Origin of the sequence: Bifidobacterium biavatii DSM 23969 (assembly GCF_000741165.1) — a bacterium.
Taxonomy (GTDB): Bacteria; Actinomycetota; Actinomycetes; order Actinomycetales; family Bifidobacteriaceae; genus Bifidobacterium; species Bifidobacterium biavatii.
This window is the reverse complement of sequence record NZ_JGYN01000010.1, coordinates 39785-60493: the sequence shown is the minus strand read 5'-3', so window position 1 is coordinate 60493 and position 20709 is coordinate 39785. Positions and strand designations below refer to the sequence as shown.

Below are 20709 nucleotides of genomic sequence, written 5' to 3'. Positions count from 1 at the left end.
TTGAGAACAAAGTAGCCGCTGCCCAGATTGATAGCGGTAGAATCAGATACACCCTTGGTGATATCGATTAATTCCACACTGGCAATATCAACCTTCCTGTCGCAACACTTGTAATTCTTGATGAGCCAATCGTGCTGGTTGACACAATAGCTGAAAGTTCAATGTTTGAGGCAATGCCTCAATTGAATCAGAATATGACCACGGTAATCATCGCTCACAGGTTTACAACCATTCATATGCAGATAAAATCACTGTTATTAAAGATGATACTGTTCATACGATTGTCAGGTGCGCGGAGTTACCCAAACAATCAGAGTTTTATCGAAAGATGTTTCATGCACAGGTTTAATATAGCGATTTCCGAACAGATTATTTTGTTTAAATAAATGCGGCGAAGAATAGCGACAGACAAGTAGCGTTTCTCGCTTAGTATAGATGATTCGGATATTGAGCCCACACAACCAGACGCGAACAACAAAGACAGCAGAGACCATTTCTAAAAGAATTCTTTATCACAGCATAAACCATGCAGGAATACGGATCAGAAGCAAACTTCAATCCTTCTAAATATGCTTTAATGCGATTCATCGGTTCAATGGTCTGGGTTGTTTATTTATTACTGGAATCCGCATTCCGCCAATAGCAATAACATTAGGTGGTAAAAATTAAATGTGATCATGGATGACGATAGACATCTATCGCTGTTAAGGTAAATTGGTTATTTATCATATATATACCAACGACAGACTTTAATATACTCGCATCACCTAATATCCCTATAATTCAACGTTGCACACGCTATTCCAATTGCAATCAATAAGTAAACTAGAGCAATCACACCGCTAAACAAAGGGCTGATAATTGGTTCAGGCTCCAATATGGCAGTGCCTGCAATAGATGGTATCCATGTACTCAATGTTTGAGATGCAGGTAAATTAGCAACCACAATGGGAAGGAGATAATACAAGGCAATGTAAGACGCCGCACCTTTCCCCACTGAATCAACGGCTACGCATAGTGAGGCGGCAATAAGCATACGCCCGGTAAGTATCAGGGCCACGGGAAGACATAAGAGCAGCGATGTGGACAACGGAGAGGGCCATGCTTGCGATGGTACGACGGGGCCGAGGATGAGCCGAGAGGTACCAGTTGCGGTAAGTCCTCCGGTTGCGGCCATAATAAAACCAACAATAGCGATATCGACACATAAGATTAGAAACAGTCGCGTTCGCTTCGGTTCAATCAGGAACAGCGGAATGGCTGTGGACGTATTGAGCAGGACACGGACGGATAGCAGTGCCGCGATGATTGCCAAGGGCTCGGCCATGGGCATAACCGCACCGGCGATGCTCGGCCCCAATCCTTCGAGCGTGGCGAAGCCATCGAGTTTGGAGCTGGAGGAGAGCATGAGCCGGACGGAGGCGCTAGTCAACGCGGCGAACGCGGCGAACGCCAGCGGCAGCCCAACCCATGCCGCGAGGGTTGCCGGCCGGCATACCACATAACGTATGAGCAGCATCATGCGTTGCAAATCCCGTGTACCCCCGTTCATGACGTGTGGCTCTTTACTGAAGACCGGTTGATTATGCTAGTCATTACTTCGCGAAGCGTCGGTTCGGCGCGATTGAGCTGAACCAATGGAGCCTCACATCTGGCTGCGGTTGCGAATACAGTATCTTCATCCGTCCGTCGTGCCAAATACAAGTCATTCTTTAGGGCGCGAAGATCGGCCCCCATTCCCATCAGATCATTCAGGGCCGCGGCCTTTCTGCTCACATCTACGCCGTTTGCAAAGCGGAATATGATTCCAGCCCCGTCGCTGTTGTCGTTAATGACTTGCTCGATTGGCCCGCAACCCATTTGCCGACCATGCATGACAATCAGGACATGGGTGGCTATGCGTTGCAGTTCTTCAATCTCATGAGCTGCCAAAATAACGGTTCTGCCGGACTCGGCCCATTGTTTCAATGAATCATGCAGCCAAAGTCTTCCTTCGATATCCAATCCATTGAATGGCTCGTCCAATACAAGTATCGGTGCGTCGGAGAGCATCGCGCAAGCAACGCCCAGTCGTTGTCTCATACCTGTGGAATACCCCCTAATCCGGACTTTCGGCCAATGATCCAGACTACAGGCACGCAGCACGCGGCGAACGCGACGACGCACGTTATGCAATCCCTGCATGCCGGCCATAAACGTCAGATACTCACGGCTGGTCATCGACTCATCCCCCAATCGCCCACCTAGGAATACACCCACTTGCAAGCCCGGATGCTCCAACTGCCGATACGGTCGGCCCATAACCAGTGCACGACCTTGGCTGGGAGAGGCTAGGCCGAGCAGCATGCGTAGCGTGGTGGACTTACCTGCACCATTCGACCCCGCCACGGCCAATACTTGCCCCGGCCAAACCTCAAAATCAATCGGACCTACCACCGGCCCGGATACATATCGTTTAGTCAATCCATGAACTTCAACCACGGCGTCCACGAAGACCTCCTATACGGCGAATCATGCTGTCGGACGTGGTTGTTTCTTCAACGGGATTGATGTCGCACCTGTCCAAATGATCATTAGCCGTATCATCTGGGGAGGGGCTCTCTGGCTTCTCCTCCAACCGAACAATCCCTTTGCGCTGGTCTGCTAGCTCATGTACAAGATAAATTACGAATGGCACATACAACAAGCTGCATACCATCGATATAATCATCCATGCGAACTGGCGTCGCGCCCACTGCCGATATGCCAACACCAGCCAAACCGCCGAGCATGACCATTGGAACACCGTTACCGGTACGACAGCCGGTGGCGTAGACGGTACCCCTGCCAACAGGTTCGTGAATACCTCACGCGCATATTCACCATACGCGGGCAACGCCACAGCTTCCGCCACGCCGAGCCATATGATTAATACTGCGGCCAATACTAAATACCACCAATTCAAAGTGATGCAGCGCCAGGCGGCAATGCGCCACTTCAAGGACTCAAACCAGACTGACAGGCGAATCATGATGCTCCTTAAATATGAGATATATATGTCTCTATGATTGCAGCCCAAAAAAGCGAGAACCATGAAATAAAAACCACAAACAAGGACAATAAAGTGGCATTATCTATGCTAATATCCCGCTTTCGATTGTTCTGCAAGAAACAAAATTCATAGTGCGTAATAGTCAAAGCAATGCCAGATATGGTGATCAGCGCAAAGCATTCAAAGAAAAGATGAGGGACTACTGCGGTCAATAATTTACCTCCTTGGTCTTGAAATAAATACTGAGCCGCACTCCATCCAAAAGAACTATAATTAATAACTAATACAATAGTTGTAGGAATGGAGAATAGAAATCCTCCAAATAATAGTATTAGCCATACCTTAGTATTGTTCCATAGTAGTTCATGAAGATATATCTTCGGAATTATGGCCCTGCTCAAAGGATACGGACGTAACTTGGCTAAAAATACGCCAACCAGAAATGCTGCTAAGGAAATCCCAAGGACGCAACGCGTCTTAGTGAGAAATAGCTTCAAGAATCCCGTCATACCTCCTCCTCCGCAGGGCCATAATATCCAATCAATGAATCACCATGCCGCAGCGCCCGAAGTCCCCAAGGTGCCAATCATGGACTGGATGGTGGAAGTGAGCGGCGCAGCTGCAGGGAAAATCATTCCCACCGCAGCCGATCCAAGCCAAGCTACAGCGACAATGGCGGTAGCTGCCGCACTCCCAATTCCCAATACCGCCATCAGAGAAGCAACCAGCGGAATAACAAAAGGAGTGACGAACACTGCCGCAAAAGCGACTGCCACACTTGCCATCTGCCGATTTCCCTTATTGCAAGACGTACCGCGAGCATTATTTTCATACCTAGACATCATTGTCTCCCTTGAATAGTATGGGCAAATATTATTTTTTGGGCAAATTATATACATTTCCGTGAAGTATATACGAGCATTATTCTATGCCGCTATAAGCAACAACTAACGGCGGCAATCGTACCGTTTTTACAAACTTTTTCATCATAAAATCCTTATATGATCTCACTATTGCATGGTTGCCATTTTCTTGCTACAAGACATCGGCAAGAGTCTCAGAAATTGCATTTACAATTTCCTCGTTCCAGTTGTATTGTCAGCTTCTCAAATTGAAAATGGATCCACAAGGATCAAATTACTAACTGTCATTCCGAGATGACAACACTCAAGTATTTTCGGAATCGCCTATTGCCAATTATCTTTTTCCGTCTGAGGAACGGTGGTACGCCTCTGAGCAGGTAGATGTACTGGCCGGTGGGGAGAGACTGTTTCGGAAAGTGTGTAGCCGGCTTTGATCGCCGGCTGCGTGGCTGGCGGGAAAGGGTCTGTAATGAGCATGTCGACTGAGACAATGGAAGCCATGGCAATGTGAAGACGGCCCTCAGCAAGGAAGACACGGAGAAACCAGCGAAACCCAGTGATCCAAAGGCATCCCCGATCTAGCGCGAGCTCGCGCTAGAGATAATCCGGCAGACCAAGGAGCAGGGGCTTGACTTGACCGGCCGCGACGGTCTGCTGAGGCAATTCACCAAGACCGTGCTGGAGACCGCCCTCGACGAGCAGATGACCGAGCACCTCGGACACGAAAAGCACGAGAAAAGCGCCGATGGCAGGGCCGCGAACACGCGCAACGGGACAACCGCCAAGACCGTGACGACGGAGGCGGCCGGACCAGTCACCATCAAGGTGCCTCACGACCGGGACGGCTCGTTCGACCCCGTCATCGTCAAAAAACGGTATCGCCGGCTCAACGACGTGGACTCGGTCGCACCTATGCTAGGTGCCTGACCGCCGGAAAGATCAGCGCGCACTTCCAGGAGAGCTACGGCACCTCGGTCTCCAGAGAGACCGTCAGCCGCCTTCACCTGCTGCGCAATACGTTCCACTATGTGTCCAGAAAGGACTGGGACATACTCAAACGCGACCCGAAACCCATCTACACCGTCGTCAACGAAGCAGCCGCGGAACAGGCTCGCGACGAGATGCTCGACAAGTGGGCGTCCAAATACCCGGCTATGGGCGGCCTGCGGCTTAACACGTGGGATCGGTTCGTTCCGTTTCTCAACTACGATGTGGAAATCCATCAGACGATCTGTTCGACGAACGCGATCGAGAGTCTCAACGCGCGGTTCCGTCGAGCGGTCAGGGCGCGAGGTCACTTCTCCGACGAACGTGCCGCGTTGAGGTGCCTGTACCTGACCGTCAAGTCGCTGGCCCCGACCGGCAAGGCGGGTACGATGGACGACACGTGGAAGCCCGCGTTGAACACGTTCACCGTCACCTTCGCCGACCGCTGGTCCGCCAGCGAGAACATATAACCAAACCACTAGTTACACACTTAACGGGACCGTCCCTCACGACCTTGGCAGCGCCGCACAATGCGATAGCATTATCGTATTTGTCATCTATAGATGACATAACTTCTCACTGAGGAACGGTGGTATGCCTCTGAGCAGGTAGACGCACCGGCTGGTGGGGATGCGTCCGAGTTCGTCCGGAGTGAGGAGTTTACGAGCGTTTTTGCGGGTGCTGCGTGTCCAGCTGCCGTTGAGACCTTTGGTTTCGCTGGTTTCAATGACATCGATGGTCTGGTCTCCGAGCCGGTCGCTGATGTATTTGGTGGTGCTGGGTTCGTTGCCGCCGAGGAAGAGCTGGCTGTCGCAGTTGCCGGCGATGGTCTCCCAGTCATCCCGATAGAGGCTCTTGCCTTGGCTGACGGTCTGGAGGATGATGCTGCAGCTGATGCGTCGGCTTCGTATGGTGGCGATGAGCCTTACGAAGTTGGGGATTTTGCCGATGTTGGCGAATTCGTCGAGCATGCAATGCACGTCGCGGTCGAGCACGCCGTCAGGTTTGGCGTCGGCTTTGCGTACAAGCGTTTCGAAGAGGCATTGGTAGAAGACGCTGGCGATGAAGGAGAACGTGGCGTTGGTGTCGGGTAGTTCGAGATAGATGATGCGTTTGCCTTGGTCGAGGGTTTCGAGCCGGATGTCGTCGCCGTCGAGGATTCGGCGTACCTCGCGCACTTGGAGTGGTGCGAGGTGGACGCCGGTGGTGATGATGATGCTTTTCTTGGTTTCGCCAGAGACGAAAAGTCAAGGACTTTTTCATCAAATTCACAAAGAAGTCACATTTTGCGGACTTCCTCACGGAGCAGACGCTTGATTTTGTCCTCCATTGTCTCTTTTGCGGTCTGGCTGAAATGCACACGGACGATATAGGTTGTCTTGCCAATCTGCTTTCTGACAGTAGGGCAAGTGGCGGTGTTGGTTGCGGTATTGTTCATTCAAAATCCTCCTGTAAATGAAAAATGCCCGGTGACTGTTCATCATCGGGCGGTGTCGGTATGAGGGAACAAGGCAAGGCGGCAACATTAAGGTATCTATAAAAACCTTGCCGTCTTTGCCACGCTTGCCGTGTTCCTGTTGTCAATCTCGGAGATAGCAGACCCATGCTGTGCCGTCTTTCTCGGTCACAAGTCTGTCCCCGATACGGCTCTTTGCCGTTCTCATGGTGCGTGAGGAAATCCCACGCTCATTGACTGCCTTTTCCAGCTCTGCGCTCGGCATACGCTTTCCATCTGCAAGCAGTTCCAGAATGAGCATTTGCGCCTGTGCGGTCTTGCTTTCGGTCTTGGCGGTGTCTGTCCCGGCAAGAAGCTCGTCAGCGGTAATGTCATAAGCTCCTATCCATTCAAAGCCTTTCTCGTCTCCCAGAGAAAAGGCAAGGGACTGTCCGGGCGGCGCAAGGGAGCTTTTCTCATGGATAAGCACCCTTGTTGTGGGACTGTCTTTCAGCTTGCCAATAAACAGCAGACTGCGGACTGCCGCCGTAATGTCGATAGACCCCAATCCCCGGTAGGTGCTTTGCGTTCCTGCGGCTTTGTTGAGGTGTCCAATCAGCACGATAGCGCACCCGGTAGCCTGTGCAATGTCTCCCAGACTGCGGAATATTGGGCGCACCTCGTTTGCCCGGTTCATGTCCACATCTGCGCCCAGAAACGCCTGTACCGGGTCAATGATAACCAGCCTTGCGTTGTTCTCACGGATTGCCCTTGCTATGCGCTCATCGGCAAGAGTCAGCGGCGTGTCTCTATCGTCAATGACAAGCACTCGTTCAAGGTCTGCGTCCGCTTCCATCAGCCGGGGCTTAACGGTATCGCCCAAACCGTCCTCTGCGGTCTGATAGATGATATTGAAAGGCTCAAGTTTCTCCATACCGGGTAAAGGCTTTCGGTTGGTGCAAGCCGCCGCAAGACGCATGGCAAAGTAGGTCTTGCCCTCACCGGGGTTGCCCTGTATGATCGTCAGCTTTCCAAAGGGGATATACGGAAACCATAGCCAATCCACGCTCGTCAGCTCCACATCTGCCATGCGGAGCATTGGGACAGGCTGGGCGGTGGGCAGCTCTCGCAGCGTGATTGTCTCGGCTATGAATTTGCGGCTGGGAATGTCCCCTTGCTGACGGAGAACATCGTTCCAGTCTTTCCTTGCCGGGACAAGGCGAATGACGGCGATCTCGCCGGGAATGGACTGTGCCAGTCGGGAGCAGGCTTCACTTCCTGCGGTGTCGCTGTCAAGGCAGAGGAATACTTTTCGGGTGTCCTTGCGTTCAGAAAGAAAACGGTCAAGGGCTTTGCCCGAAACGCCGCCCAGGGCAAGATAGCTCCTTGTCTGCCAGTCCTGCGGATAAAGGCAGATGAACGATAACAGGTCAATCGGCGCTTCAAAGACAAAGAGCTGGTTGCCGTTGCCCTCGTATCGGAACGGATAGGACTTGTCAGACCCGGCAATGTCCTGTCTGAATGGGTCTGCCGTTCCTCGCACATGGGCGTATCTCGGCGTACCACTTCGGTCTCTGCCAACAAACACAACATTTTGCCGCTTTGCGTCTTCGTAAATATCCCCGGAAAGAAGAAAAGCCTCAACAAGCATTTTGTTGAGACCTCGGCTTTCGCAAAGATATTGAATTGCTCTGTCGGCTGTTCTGTTGTGCAAGGGCAAGTGAAACGCTGTGGGCGGTGCTGTGCTGGCTTCGCTCTGTCCCTCGCCGCTTTCGCCGATCAGGAGCTGGACGGCTTCGGGAAAGGACTTTCCGTAAAACTCCATGACAAAATCAATGGGATAGCCGCCCTTACTCTGGCTGTGGCGAAACCATTTGTTTCCTCGGACGGTCAGACTGTCATGCTCTTTCCAGCGGTATTCCCGTCCGCTTTTGATAAGCGTTTCTCCCTGTGTGCGGAGAAAATCTTCCATGTCTAGTTTCAGCGGATAGTTGACGTATGTCTCGGGGCATGGTTGACGTCATGTCTTGGGGCATGCCTGACGGGTGTCTTGGGGCATGGTTGACAGGTCGCAGGTTGTTGACCATGTATGGATACACAGTCACAGCAGCAGTCAACACGGTCCAGCAATGATAGTGACGGGACTCGCAGTGAGTTCCTGCGTAACAAGGCCATTGTCAACACGATCCTCTCGGGCGTGCCGGTTACGGAGGCGGCCCGCCGCTATGGAGTGACGCGCCAGTGGGCGTACGAGTTGAAACGTCGGTACGAACGGGAAGGCGAGGCCGGGCTCCTGCCGCGTTCCAAGCGCGCGCATCGCATCGCGAACAGGACCGACGAGCGTCTGATCGAACGGATCGTCGCGATCCGGCGGGAACTGATTGCCAAGGGTTTGGACGCTGGCGCGGAGTCCATCGCCGCCCGCCTGGAGCGTGAAGGCGTCGCGCCTCCCGCAAACTCCACGATCCACCGGATCCTGACGAATGCCGGTTTGGTCAAGCCCGAGCCGCGCAAGCGGCCGAAGTCATCGTACGCGAGGTTCGAGGCCGCATTGCCGAACGAGACATGGCAGTCGGACTTCACCCACTGGCCGATCGGCGACGGCACGGACATGCTGATCGTCTCCTGGCTCGACGACCATTCGCGTTTCCTCCTGTATTCGCGCGCGTTCTCGACGGTCACGATGGAGACGATCGAATCATCGTTCCGCGAGGCGTGCTCCCGGTACGGGATTCCCTCGTCCACGCTCACCGACAACGGGACCGTGTACACGACCCGGCTTTTGTCGGCCGAACCGGGATCGTTCGAGCGCCTGCTCGCCCTGATGGGCGTGCGGCAGAAGAACGGCAAACCGTATCATCCCCAGACGCAGGGCAAGATCGAACGCTGGCACCGCACGTTGAAGCAATGGCTCATGGCCCGGCCCCTCGCACGCGATCTCGACGCGCTCAACAGGCAGCTCGACGAGTTCCGCCGCGAATACAACGAGGAACGCCCGCACCGAGCGTTGAACCGTCGCACGCCCAAGGAAGCGTACGAGGCGAAGGGCAAGGCCGGCCCCGACCCCGAGATCGCCGCCCGCGAACAGGCCAGACGCGACGAGGACGCACGAACCGCGGGCGAACGGGATGCCATCGAAAAGAAGAACGGGCGGCGCAGGCCAGTCCCCGTCGCCGAGCGAACGGAACCCACGCGGGTCGATGTCACTGTCCCCGCCAAACTCCACAAGGTCAGCAAGGACGGCTGCATCATGCAGAAAGGCATCGCGGGCGGACGACGTACCGTCAACGTCGGCAAAGAGAACGCCGGCAAGACCGTGGAACTGGAAATCAGCCACGGCATCATCACCGTCATCGACCCGGCCACCGGCGAGATCCTCGCCGAACAAACCCTCGACACCACCCGCGACTACCAGTACCGCAAACCCATACCCGGTGTCAACCATGCCCCAACACACATGTAAACCATGCCCCAAGAGACCCCGTCAACCATGCCCCAAGACACCTGTCAATTATGCCCCGAGACAATACAGGAGAAAATCTTCCAGACTGACGGCGTTTGCCCGGTCAATCTGTGCTTGGGTGTACTGCATGAGCGTCCTCCTTACTTCTTGAAAACAGCGCATCGTCTGCAAACGCCATGCTCACGCTCGTCCAGCGTATAGGGGCAGTTTGCACATTCCTCACCGTACTGTCTTGTGGTAACGGGCAGATAGCCCAAATCCTGCAACATATCAATCTGACGGTCGGTGAGGGTGGCTTCAAAGGCAAGGCATTTCCGGGTGTGTTCGTCCAGCTCAATTAGATTGGAAAGCGGTCTGCCATCGGTCAAAGGCTCTCCGCTCAAAAGGCGTTTTGCCGTTCTGCGGATGGGGTTGTATTCGTTCTTCCAGTCGTATTTTTTCATCGGGATATATCCTCCTTTTTGTGTCGTGTTTGGGGTCGATTTTGGAGCTTTTGTTCCTCTGTACGCTCGTTAAATCGGGCGGCAGTATCTACGCATGACTTGACCTTCCAAAGGCGGTGTAAATCGTCTCTGACGGTCTTAAACTCGCCGTAGGTGGTTTCATGCGCCTGTTCCAGAGCGTCATACTCTGCGGACAGCTTTTTCATATCCACCTTACCGTCCGGGAACTCTCCGGTCAGCTTTCGTCTGGCGGCGTAGAACTGTTTCAGTTCCGCTTCATGCTCTGCCTTGTACTTGGCTCTGGGCTTCTCAAACTTGATTTTCTGCAAGCCGTCATAGATAGGCTTCAAGCTCTGGAAAGCAGCGGAGCTGTCATAGAGCTGCTTAATTGCTTTCATTCGGGCGGTCTGTTCGTCCAGCGTTTTCTTCAAGCTCTCTGTGGCAGCACTGTGTTCGCTGACACGGTGTTCCAAATCTTCAAGGGAGTAAATGTCGTTTGCCCGGAGATAATTGAAAGTCTCGTTCATCTCCTTTAGATTGCTGACCTTGCCTTTCTGCGAATACGCCCCGGCTCTGCGCTGGGTGTAATAGGCGTTCAGCAGAGAAACAAGGTCGGGTGCCTGCGGCTTGGCAAGCTCCGCTTTTGCTTCGGCAATCCAATCAAACAGGAGAGCGATTTTCTTCTTGATGTCCCGGATAACGGCGTTGGTGGCTCTGATCCAGCGGTTGAACTCGCCTTTCTCGGTGCGTATGCCTTTCTTCTCCATTGCCCGGACGGTTGCGCCATCATGGACGGTGGGAAGAAGCTCCACGCCCTGACGCTCATAGCTTCGGTGGTCGATACGAACGTCAAGCCCCTTTTCCGCAAACTTGGCGTTGCATAGCTCCGCCCATGTCTGCCGCCAGTATTCCAGCGTTTCGGGACTGCCCCAGTCGGTAGTGGGAACGGCGTTGAACACAAACTTTCCGTCTGCGTCCCGGATACGGTTGCCGTCCTCGTCCAGCTCGTACACCCGGCGTTGCTTTAGCCCCCATTTGCCGTTCTGCTCGATGGGGCGGATGGGGCAAAGCACATGAAAATGCGGATTTGGTATGCCGCCGTCCTCCCGGTCTGGCTGGTGTACGGCGAAGTCAACCACCATGCCCCGGCTCACAAAGTTCTCCAACAAAAATTGCCTTGCAAGAGCGATGTTTTCCTCAAGGGAAAATTCATTCTGCAAGGCAATGTCAAAGCTGTATGCAAGCTGGGCGTTCTTTCCACGCTCGGCTTTTTCCACGGCGTTCCATAGCGTCTGGCGGTCTGCGTATTCGGGCGGTGCATGGGACGGCAGGAGAATATCGGAGCAGATCACGCCGCCCTTGCGGGTGTAGTCGCTGTATTCGCCGTAATACTCGCTATACAATCGCTCCCCGGCTCGGTAGGCGGCAGAAGCAATAGCGGACTGTCCTGCGCTTCGCTTAGTCTGCGTGACGCTCAGATGAAATAGTGCCATCGGCTTTCAACTCCTTTTCTCTGTTTGCTTGGCTGATATGGGTAATCACCATGTGACGGACGGCTCGCTGGACTTCGGACAGGGAAAAGATGTGTTCCATCAGCTCTGTCATTTCGGTGCGTGTGAGATCTTTGACCTCCGGGGCAAGGCTCTCAATCGTGCCGCCCAGATTGCAAAGGCGGTGGGTGCGCTTGGTGCGTTCACCTTTCTCCAGATACTTCTTTCTATTCTCCAGACGCTCCAGCTTGTGCTGTTCCTGTGCAAGCTGCGTCTCGGCTCGTTCCTTTTCGGCTCGAAGCTGGTCAAGGGTTTTCGGTTTTGTCATTGTGATTGACCTCCTATTTTTGATTTTGGGGATAAAAAAAGACCGTCAACTTTTCGCATAGTGCGACCAGTCAACGGTCTGATTTTCGGTATTTGTTTTTCCAAACTTGCTGGCGGCGAACAGCATTTCATGCTGTTTGCGGACGGCAAGTCCACAAGGGATAGACGCACAAGCGTCGCAAGGGAGTGTAGCTCCCTTGACGGAACGAAGTGACGAAACATTCTCGGTCATGCAGTTTCTTTCTGCTGACAGAGAATGAAGCTCCGCAGGACGCACAATACTCTCGACAAGAGAGTATAGAAGTGCGCCCTTTAGTTCCTAAAGGGATTTTATCAGTTCGACAAACTGGAAGTTATCTATTTCTCCTCTTCGTTAAGACCTAGTTCATTACATATTACTTGCTATCCCTGATACCGGATTCTTTCGACCAGCGTTTCCTTTTTCAGATTACTGCTTAAAACACAGGAAAGCACAATTTGTAGAATACCAACCAGAAGAATCATAACAAGAATCGGGATAAGAGGAACGTGATAAACGTTCATTCCAAAAATCCCATTATGCTTCGCATAGGAAAACAGTGCATAGCCAAGGGGCAGACCGGCAGCAAGTGCGACGCAGATGGTGCCAACCGTAAAAATCAAGCCCTGTATTTGTAAGCTCAGATTCAACTGCTTATTGGTCATGCCTACCGCTTGCAGCACACCGTATTCCTGCTTCTTCGTGGTGATATTGATGATCATGGTGTTTGCCAGATTCATAAACCCAATGAGACCGACAATTGCCATGAACAGATAGCAGCCAAGCTTCATCATACGGCTTGCGTATTCTGCGGTTTGCAATTCTGCGTGATAGGTGTTCAGCTTGATATGAGAAGTATCGGAGAGCAGGTCATTCAGGCTTTGCTCTACAGATGCCACATCTTTTTTAGCACAATCCACCCACAGGTATCCGTAAGATGTCCCTTTCGGATTTACAGAGCGGTATACTTCTTCCGGAATGACCAGATAAGTGTCCGCGCTTACAAAGGAGCCTGCGATTTTTCCATGATAGGTATAGGTTCCGCTTCCGTTATCAAAGTTGAATGTAATCGGTGCACCCGCAGAATACCCGTCAGCTTCCATCCACATGGACCAGCCAAAGAAAACATCCCCGTTTTTGACAGCCTGTGCATAGTCCATGGAACCGATATCGCCATCCCCGCGCATCATTTCAAAATCTTCTTGATTTACGATTGCAACCGGAAATTTTGTTCCGTTCAAATCTGCAGAGACGATTTCTCTCGTCAGTACATCCGTTACACCGGGGATGGATTTGATTTCTTTAATCAAAGAATCATTCAGTGGGTTGTTCTGTAGGATTGTGTCCAGATTATTCTCCGAATAGGCTTCATCATAATTCTGGGAATAATCCAGCTGCAACTCAAATTGTCCATGGTTGATTGCAATCCGCGCCTCGTGCTCCGTGTCAATATTCCCAACATAATTAGAGATAATTACAAACAATACACAGGAAAGCCCCATGGTAAGAATCGTAGCAATGGTTCTTTTCGGATTGCCTGTCACATTTGCCATTGCCATGGAGAAAACGGTGACATCTTTTCTGCCTTTTCGTCTGCCCTGTTTTTGCGTTTTGGAGCCGCCAAGATACCGTGTCGCTTCGATGGGTGAAATCCGGGAAACAATTTTCATGGGTTTGCGCAGAGCCAAAACGACCGTAAGAAACGATACAAAAATGCAGATGAGCATAATTGTCAGTGAAAACAGAGGCACCTGATGGTTCTTGATTCCGGACGATACCAGATTTCCCTGCTCCACCAGCCAGTTGAAGCTGACTTTTGCAATCAGGAAACCAAACAGCAGCCCCAGCGGTATCGAAGGAACCGCCAGAAGAATGCCCTCACGAAAGATCAACTGCTTCATCTGCTTTCTGGTTGCACCCAGCGCCTTGATTTTTCCGTACTCCTGAACCTTCTGGGCGATCCCGACCTGGAAGATATTATAAATGACCACAACGGAAAACAGCACGATTCCGAGGATCAGGGTTCCACAAACCACAATCATTTCATAGCTCGGCTGCAATACCCACTGCAGGTAGAGGTCATTGATGATCACGTTTTTCTGGTCAATGCCGCAGGAATCCGCGATTTCTTTTATAACAGGCGCAACATTATTCATAGATACATTTGCAGAATCGCTCAAGGTAAAATAGATATTATATTGCCTGTCCCCCTCCGCAACACGCTCATTATAAAAATCCTGCGAACCGAATACAACATAGGAAGCCTCGATGGTATATTCATCCCGGTCATATAAAATCCCGCTGACAGTAAATTCCACCGGTGCGTATTCCGACTGCATGCCGGAACGGTACTCCAATGTTACGGTGTCTCCGACCTTTACATCATGGTATCCCTCTGCATCAAAGAAAGCGCGTCCTGCGGCAATTTCCTGTGCCTTTTCCGGATAGGTACCTTCCTTCAACACATATTCCTGATTATAGGGAAGCATTTTCCTGACCGTTTCATCCGCACTGACAAAGCCGCCATTTTCATTTCCTTTCAGGATGCCCTCCGTACACATGATGCCGATATCAGATATCTCAGCTCTGCGTTCCACTTCTTTTAATTGCGTACCATCTGCGGCGATAAACAGGCCGTAGTTGCTTCCGTATGAGCTTGCAGCCTGATCCTTCTGTAAGAGGATCAGTCCATTTCCAATTGTACTGATAATGACCAGAAGCATGGTAGTCAGGCAAATCGCCGTCATAATGAGGACACTTCTTGTCCGATTTCTTTTGTCGTTGCTGAATGCAATTTTGCTGATCGTCCTCAATTGAAATCCACCACCTGTCCATCCTCGATGACTAAAATACGGTCAGCAACCTGCGCGATCTCATCATCATGGGTAATCATTACAATCGTCTGTCCATATTTTTTTGCGCTCATTTTCAGCAGCGCGATCACCTCGTCACTTGTCTTGGAATCAAGATTTCCGGTTGGCTCGTCCGCAAACAAAATCTCCGGTCTGTTTACCAAGGCTCTTGCAATCGCAACGCGCTGCTGCTGTCCTCCGGAGAGGGTATTCGGAAGATTATGAATCCGGTGTTCAAGACCCAGTGTGGTGATAATATCATTGACATAAGCTTTATCCACTTTTTTTCCGTCAAGCCCCAACGGAAGAACGATATTTTCCCACACATTGATGGAGGATACCAGATTGAATGCCTGAAATACAAATCCGATCTTTCTTCTCCGGAAAACGGCAAGCTGATCCTCCTTCATGGAATACAGGTCCTTGTCAGACAAGATCACGCTGCCGCTGGTTGGTGTATCCAGCCCGCCCAGCATATGCAGCAGGGTACTTTTTCCGGAGCCGGATTTTCCGACAATGGCGACAAATTCTCCCTGCTCAATCTGGATATTCACATGATTGACGGCTTTGACCTGATTTTCCCCCGTCCCATAAAATTTGCAAAGCTGATTCGTTTCTAATATCACGCCCACTTCAATGGCCTCCTTTTCTTATTTACCAGCATTGTATCAAAGGAACCTTTCATTTCACTTTCAAAAAGAGAGCAGAAGTCTTACAGATTTGAAAGACTTCTGCTCATCATCTCTACGAAAGTCCATTCTCCGGCAGCTGAATCAAAAAGGTACTTCCTTTTCTGACTTTGCCGGAGGCTACCGTGATTGTCCCACCATGCTGCTCAATAATCTGTCTGGACAGATACAGACCGATGCCAGTTCCGCTCTTTTCGCGGACTTCCGGCGCAGTCCCTCTGTAAAACCGCTGGAATATTTTATGGTATTCACTCTGCGGGATTCCGATTCCCTGATCCTCGATCTCAATTCTCACAAAGCCGGTTCTTTTTTGTAGACGGATCGTGATTTTTGAATGTTCTGGGCTGTATTTGATGGCATTGTCCAAAACGTTAATGATTGCTTCTCCAAGCCAACGTTTATCCTGCATGAGTGCACAATGCTCCAGTGATTCGTTGCAGTCGAAAACAAGTTCTATCCCTTTCTCCGCTGCCTTTGGATACGTTCGGTTTACTGCGGAGATGATCGTATCCATAATGGGAAGTGTTTTCTGATCAAGCTGAATCAAACCTGTCTCCAGTTTGGATATTTCCAGCAGAGACTGCAACAATGTTTCCAATCCGTCCAATGCACTCCGGCAGCGGATGCGAAATTCCTGTTGCTCCGTCTCACTCAGATTGTTCCGCAGCAATATGCTAAAGCAGGTATCCAAGGCTGCAACCGGGGTTTTCAGCTGATGGGAAATGTCGGATACCATTTCCTTTGTGCTTTCCTTCTCCGCTCTGGCTTCCTCTTGCAGCAGCTGGATATGATGCCCGATTGCTTCAAGCTGAAATTTCAGTCTTTCCTGCCCAACATGATCTTCTGTGTCCGGCACTACCTCAAAGTGATTTTCCCGAAATGCAATCAGGATTTGCTCTAGCTGCTCCAATCGTTTCCGACTTTCTTTCGCCTCAGCTTTCTTCCGGTAAAACAGGAACGTTAGCAAAGACAGACATAGCACTGCACTTGTACAGCCGGTTATCATGATATTCTGCCGGAAGCGCACATAAAACGAAGTCCCTTTGTTTTCCCAGTACCCGTATTGCTCTAATAATTGCTTACCTTGTTCATTGGCTTGATGGTCGTTTCCTTTCAGCCATCCTGCGGCAACATCCATGCCGGTGGTCTCTGCGCCCGCCGCAACTTCTGTCAGGATATCCATTTTACATTGATAATCCTGATAATATAAATAGGTGGTAAAGCAGTTCAATACTGCAAAAAAGAGTAGAACCGGCAGCACCAGTGACAAGGCATCAACCCACTTTTTACGATGTCGTTTCGTCACTGACTTACCTCCTGATTCCATATATACCCAAGCCCGCGGATGTTTTTAATATAGACCGGAGCCGCCGGATCCTCTTCGATTTTCTTCCGAAGCCTTCTGATGTTCACAGCTACCGTGTTTTCATCCATAAAATCACCATCCAGATCAAACACGTTTTCTAACAGCTGTGTTTTTGAAAGAATCTGTTTCGGGTTTTGAAGAAAAAAGGACAGCATTTTCAGTTCATTCTTCGTAAGGCTTATTTCTCTTTCCTTTACGAACGCCCTCATCTCTCCGGGGATAAACACGATATCCTTTGAATGAATTTTTGGAGTTCCGGGTTCATTCTTTCTGCGGCGGAAATGAGCCTCGATTTTCAGAAGAAGTACGGAAAGGCTGAACGGTTTCGTCATATAATCGTCCGCACCGGCTTCATATCCCATGACCTGATCTGTCTCCTGATCCAACGCGGTAAGACAGATAATATATACATTTTGACAATTCCGCATCCATCTGACAAGCTCTAATCCGTTTCCATCCGGAAGATTCACATCACAAATGGCAACATCCACATTATTATCACTTGCAATTCTTTTCGCTTTTTTCACTGATTCTGCTGAAAAAACCTCATATCCGGATTTTTTCAGTGAAAATGTAATTCCACGATTTAAATTTTCATCATCTTCAACCACAAGTATACCTGGCATAGCATATGCACCTCTCTTTATTAACTATTTTTCCTCTTCGTTACATATTTGTTCTGCCTCAATATCCTCGGTAGTGACTTTCCCTGTAATATCCCTATAGGCTTCTTTTATTCCATTTTTGACCGCCCACTTAATTATAAAATATAATGCAAGTAAGACGATTATAGTGCTGTGCCAAAACTAATTCCTAATTCTTCAAACATTTCATTACCTCTGTCAATTCCGATTTGTTGCTTAATTTTCGTATTCAAATTATACCATAAAACTCGTGAACAATTCTACCGCGACGTGCCTCACGTTTTTTGAGCGCGTAGGGTGTGGTGGTGCCTCATCGGGAATGAGCGCGAACGGTATCGGTCCTGTTTGGCTTGTCTTATGGAAGACAGGATCAGCATGGCGACGAAGCGGCAGGTCACCCTGAGATTCAGGGATGAATACATGAAGGCGTCGAAGAAGGACAAGGGACGCATCCTCGATGAGATGTGCTCCGTGCTGGGAATCGGCAGGAGCACCGCGAGACGCAGACTCACGGAAGCCGGGCGCGGCAGGCCGTCGATGTCGCCCGCGGAGCGGCCGAAGCGGTATTCGGAGCAGTCGCGCGAGCTGCTGGTCCAGGTGTGGCTGATGATGGATGCGCCGTGCGCGAAGTACCTCAAGGCGATGCTGCCCCTGTGGATGCCCATGCTGCGCGCGCACGGCGAGCTCGCCGACTGGGACGGTTTCGCGTTCCGCGAGCTGGAGCGGATGAGCGCGGCCACGATGGACCGGTACCTCAAAAAGACGCGCGACGCGGCACGGCCCAGAGGCATCTCCACTACCCGGCCCGCCGGGGAGCTGCTGCGCAACTCGATCACGATCAGGAAGGCCGGCGACGAGCTGGACGGCCTGCCCGGCAACGTCGAGGCCGACACCGTGGCCCACTGCGGGCCGAGCGTCAGGGGCGAGTTCTGCCGCACCCTGACCGTGGTCGACGTCGCCACCGGATGGACCGAGAACGCGTCGTGCCGCAACAACGCGTTCGCGAACCTCTCCAAGGCCGAGGCGCTGGTCGAGGCCCGTCTGCCGTTCCGCATCCGCTCCTACGACACGGACAACGGCAGCGAGTTCATCAACCGCGACCTGATCGCCTGGCTGCAGGAGCGCGACATCGAGCAGACCCGCTCCCGCCCCTACAGGAAGAACGACCAGGCCACCGTCGAGTCCCGCAACAACCACGTCGTGCGCCGCCACGCGTTCTACTACCGGTACACCGTCGATGAGCTCGGCCTGCTCAACGAGCTATGGGAGCTGGTGCGCGTCAAGGCCAACCTGTTCACCCCGTCCAAGAAGCCGGTCGCGCGCGAAAGCACCCGGGACGGCCGTCCCCGCCGCGTCTACGACGCACCACGCACCCCGTGGGAGCGGCTCAAGGAGTTCGACGAGGCGGACAGGGCCGCCGGCGGCCCCGGCTTCATACCCGACGACAAGCGAGAGGAGATCGAACACACGCTCGCGACCGTGAACCCGGCCGAGCTCGTCCGCCGCATCCACGACATCCAGGACCGGCTCGAAGCACTGGCGGCACCGCGCACCGCGCGGCTGGCCAGACGCATGGGCCCGGACATGGCATACTTGAACAAGACGCTCGCCCGGATCGCGGGCGTCGAACCGGAAGACGACGAAACCCCACAAGCCGACGCGGACTAGGATTTCACGCTCACCACAGGTGAGGCACCACTCCGGATTACGCGCTCATTTTCAAATGAGGCACCTCGGCTAAAAATTCAAAGGCATATTCTGTCTACCTGCTGTTCCGATTTGTCTGTTCCCTGGCGGTTTCTATGTCCACAGTGCTTTCCATCGTGTACCACCTGGAGGTGGTGCAGCTGGATGCTTTCCAGCTTGTCCTGGTAGGGACGGTTCTGGAGACCTCCTGCTTTCTGTTCGAGATGCCCACCGGTGTGGTGGCGGATTTGTATAGCCGTCGGCGCTCGGTGCTGATTGGAATGTTCCTCTACGGCCTGGGCTTTCTGATGGAGGGTGCGCTACCGTGGTTCGCGCCGGTTCTGCTGGCCCAGGTTGTCTGGGGTTGCGGTGATACCTTCATCACCGGCGCTCTGGAGGCGTGGATTGCCTCGGAGGAAGAGGACAAACCCATAGACAAGGTGTTCCTGCGGGGCAGTCAAATGGGGCAAATCGGCGGCGTTCTGGGCGTGGTGCTGGGCACACTGCTGGGAAACATAAACCTGCAAATGCCTATCATCTTGGGGGGCAGTTTGTGCTTGTTGTTGGGGCTGGTGATGGTTCGCATCATGCCAGAAACCAACTTCTCCCCTGCTATTGAGGAACGGCAGGGCTTGCTTAAAGACTTTGTCTGCCTGTTCAAGCTCAACCTGGGCTTTGTGAAAGGCGCACCTGTGTTGCTGGCGCTCTTAGCAATCACACTATGCGGGGGACTTGCCAGTGAAGGCTTTGACCGGCTCTCCACCGCTCATTTTCTGGATGACACGGTAATACCCGTTATCGGGCCGCTGAACAGCGTCACTTGGTTCGGTGTTATCAGTCTTATCGGCAGCGGCTTAGGTATTCTGGCTTCTCAGTTGCTCATCGCCCGCATGGAGAAAAAAGGGACTGTCAGCCGAACCAGTGTGGCCATGTCCACCAGCGCCGGGTATATCCTGTGCCTGGTTCTCTTCGCGGTGGGGCGGAGCTTTTGGTTCATGTTGTTGGTGTTCCTGCTGGCGGGGCTTATGCGCACCATCAAGGAGCCTGTGCTGGCCGCCTGGATGAACGACCAAGTGGATGAGAAAATGCGCGCCACAGTCTTTTCCACCAGCGGACAGCTGGACTCTTTCGGGCAGATCATCGGCGGGCCTATTGTGGGGCTGGTAGCCCAGCAGGTGTCCATACCCTGGGGGCTGGTCTGTACCGCTTTCCTGCTGTTGCCCGCGCTGTTCTTAGTGCCGGTGGCGGGAAAGAAGCGGGATTGATATGGCATAGTTAAGTTTACTGACGAGCGGGAGATTACTTCCGCTCGTCTTCATTTAGTAGCGCAAAATTTGAGGACTCTTTATTTCCTTATTCGGTATAGCGGAGGCGGCTGTCAATTCGACATAATTTTCTTGTGATACTTTACCGT

The 20709-nt window shown here is 52.0% G+C and carries 19 protein-coding genes and 2 pseudogenes; 5 read left to right on the top strand and 16 right to left on the bottom strand.

From position 1 onward, the window contains the following. Positions 1–763: 763 nt before the first annotated feature. Genes BBIA_RS13750 through BBIA_RS13745 form a run of 4 tightly spaced genes read right to left on the bottom strand, consistent with a single transcriptional unit; the run spans position 764 to position 3540 of the window. Positions 764–1522 (bottom strand): hypothetical protein, encoded by a 759-nt coding sequence (locus BBIA_RS13750; protein ID WP_236023789.1) that lies wholly within the window; start codon positions 1520–1522, stop codon positions 764–766. Between the two features lie 26 nt (positions 1523–1548). Beyond that, entirely contained in the window at positions 1549–2490 is a 942-nt protein-coding gene (locus BBIA_RS04815; RefSeq protein ID WP_033495394.1) for an ABC transporter ATP-binding protein, read from the bottom strand. Beyond that, a complete protein-coding gene (locus BBIA_RS04810) occupies positions 2474–3010 on the bottom strand; it encodes a hypothetical protein (RefSeq protein ID WP_035138070.1) in 537 nt (178 codons plus the stop codon). The genes BBIA_RS04815 and BBIA_RS04810 overlap by 17 nt, the downstream gene beginning before the upstream one ends. A gap of 8 nt (positions 3011–3018) precedes the next feature. Further along, the gene (locus BBIA_RS13745) at positions 3019–3540 is read right to left on the bottom strand and encodes a stage II sporulation protein M (RefSeq protein ID WP_081892026.1); all 522 of its coding nucleotides are present in this window, start codon (positions 3538–3540) and stop codon (positions 3019–3021) included. Between the two features lie 79 nt (positions 3541–3619). Here BBIA_RS13745 and BBIA_RS14155 point away from each other — a divergent pair, with 79 nt between their 5' ends. Together BBIA_RS14155 and BBIA_RS13740 are read left to right on the top strand one after the other, a co-directional pair. Beyond that, a complete protein-coding gene (locus BBIA_RS14155) occupies positions 3620–3892 on the top strand; it encodes a hypothetical protein (protein ID WP_152600621.1) in 273 nt (90 codons plus the stop codon). A 602-nt stretch (positions 3893–4494) separates the two neighbouring features. Then, a pseudogene (locus tag BBIA_RS13740) lies at positions 4495–5351 on the top strand (transposase). An 87-nt stretch (positions 5352–5438) separates the two neighbouring features. Here the strand turns inward: BBIA_RS13740 and BBIA_RS04795 are convergent. The 3 genes and pseudogenes from BBIA_RS04795 to BBIA_RS04790 all read right to left on the bottom strand — a co-directional run. Beyond that, positions 5439–6110: pseudogene (locus tag BBIA_RS04795) on the bottom strand (VirD4-like conjugal transfer protein, CD1115 family); the annotation flags it as partial. Between the two features lie 50 nt (positions 6111–6160). Further along, on the bottom strand, positions 6161–6319 hold the full coding sequence (locus BBIA_RS13735) for a transposon-encoded TnpW family protein (RefSeq protein ID WP_006428300.1): 159 nt from the start codon (positions 6317–6319) through the stop codon (positions 6161–6163). A 142-nt stretch (positions 6320–6461) separates the two neighbouring features. Continuing rightward, positions 6462–8288, bottom strand: a complete 1827-nt coding sequence (locus tag BBIA_RS04790; RefSeq protein ID WP_051923792.1) for an AAA family ATPase — start codon at positions 8286–8288, stop codon at positions 6462–6464. A gap of 117 nt (positions 8289–8405) precedes the next feature. Between BBIA_RS04790 and BBIA_RS04785 the strand changes: the two genes are divergently transcribed. Further along, a complete protein-coding gene (locus tag BBIA_RS04785; protein ID WP_051923791.1) occupies positions 8406–9779 on the top strand; it encodes an IS481 family transposase in 1374 nt (457 codons plus the stop codon). A gap of 140 nt (positions 9780–9919) precedes the next feature. Here BBIA_RS04785 and BBIA_RS04780 read toward each other — a convergent pair whose 3' ends face one another. From BBIA_RS04780 to BBIA_RS15275, 9 genes are all read right to left on the bottom strand, one after another. Then, positions 9920–10222 carry a hypothetical protein gene (locus BBIA_RS04780; RefSeq protein WP_033495400.1) on the bottom strand — a complete coding sequence of 101 codons (303 nt, stop codon included), beginning with the start codon at positions 10220–10222 and terminating at the stop codon, positions 9920–9922. Further along, positions 10219–11715, bottom strand: a complete 1497-nt coding sequence (gene mobQ / locus BBIA_RS04775; protein WP_033495402.1) for a MobQ family relaxase — start codon at positions 11713–11715, stop codon at positions 10219–10221. The genes BBIA_RS04780 and mobQ overlap by 4 nt, the downstream gene beginning before the upstream one ends. Then, positions 11681–12040, bottom strand: a complete 360-nt coding sequence (locus BBIA_RS13730) for a DUF3847 domain-containing protein (protein WP_081892024.1) — start codon at positions 12038–12040, stop codon at positions 11681–11683. Before BBIA_RS13730 ends, mobQ begins: the two co-directional genes overlap by 35 nt. Positions 12041–12085: 45 nt before the next feature. Then, complete coding sequence (locus tag BBIA_RS13725; protein WP_081892022.1) at positions 12086–12271, bottom strand: hypothetical protein; 186 nt, start codon at positions 12269–12271, stop codon at positions 12086–12088. A 170-nt stretch (positions 12272–12441) separates the two neighbouring features. Then, positions 12442–14805, bottom strand: coding sequence for an ABC transporter permease (locus tag BBIA_RS04765; protein ID WP_202962032.1), 2364 nt, complete (start codon positions 14803–14805; stop codon positions 12442–12444). Positions 14806–14867: 62 nt separating this feature from the next. Next, positions 14868–15542 carry an ABC transporter ATP-binding protein gene (locus BBIA_RS04760; protein WP_033495408.1) on the bottom strand — a complete coding sequence of 225 codons (675 nt, stop codon included), beginning with the start codon at positions 15540–15542 and terminating at the stop codon, positions 14868–14870. Positions 15543–15654: 112 nt separating this feature from the next. Further along, positions 15655–16905, bottom strand: coding sequence for a sensor histidine kinase (locus BBIA_RS04755; RefSeq protein ID WP_202962031.1), 1251 nt, complete (start codon positions 16903–16905; stop codon positions 15655–15657). Next, positions 16902–17591 (bottom strand): response regulator transcription factor, encoded by a 690-nt coding sequence (locus BBIA_RS04750; protein WP_033495412.1) that lies wholly within the window; start codon positions 17589–17591, stop codon positions 16902–16904. Before BBIA_RS04750 ends, BBIA_RS04755 begins: the two co-directional genes overlap by 4 nt. Before the next feature lie 24 nt (positions 17592–17615). Further along, the gene (locus tag BBIA_RS15275; RefSeq protein ID WP_476512675.1) at positions 17616–17753 is read right to left on the bottom strand and encodes a DUF6019 family protein; all 138 of its coding nucleotides are present in this window, start codon (positions 17751–17753) and stop codon (positions 17616–17618) included. Between the two features lie 231 nt (positions 17754–17984). Here BBIA_RS15275 and BBIA_RS04745 point away from each other — a divergent pair, with 231 nt between their 5' ends. Beyond that, positions 17985–19277 (top strand): integrase catalytic domain-containing protein, encoded by a 1293-nt coding sequence (locus tag BBIA_RS04745; protein ID WP_236037015.1) that lies wholly within the window; start codon positions 17985–17987, stop codon positions 19275–19277. A gap of 98 nt (positions 19278–19375) precedes the next feature. Continuing rightward, positions 19376–20560 (top strand): tetracycline efflux MFS transporter Tet(40), encoded by a 1185-nt coding sequence (gene tet(40), locus BBIA_RS04740; protein ID WP_033495414.1) that lies wholly within the window; start codon positions 19376–19378, stop codon positions 20558–20560. The last annotated feature ends 149 nt before the right edge of the window (positions 20561–20709 follow it).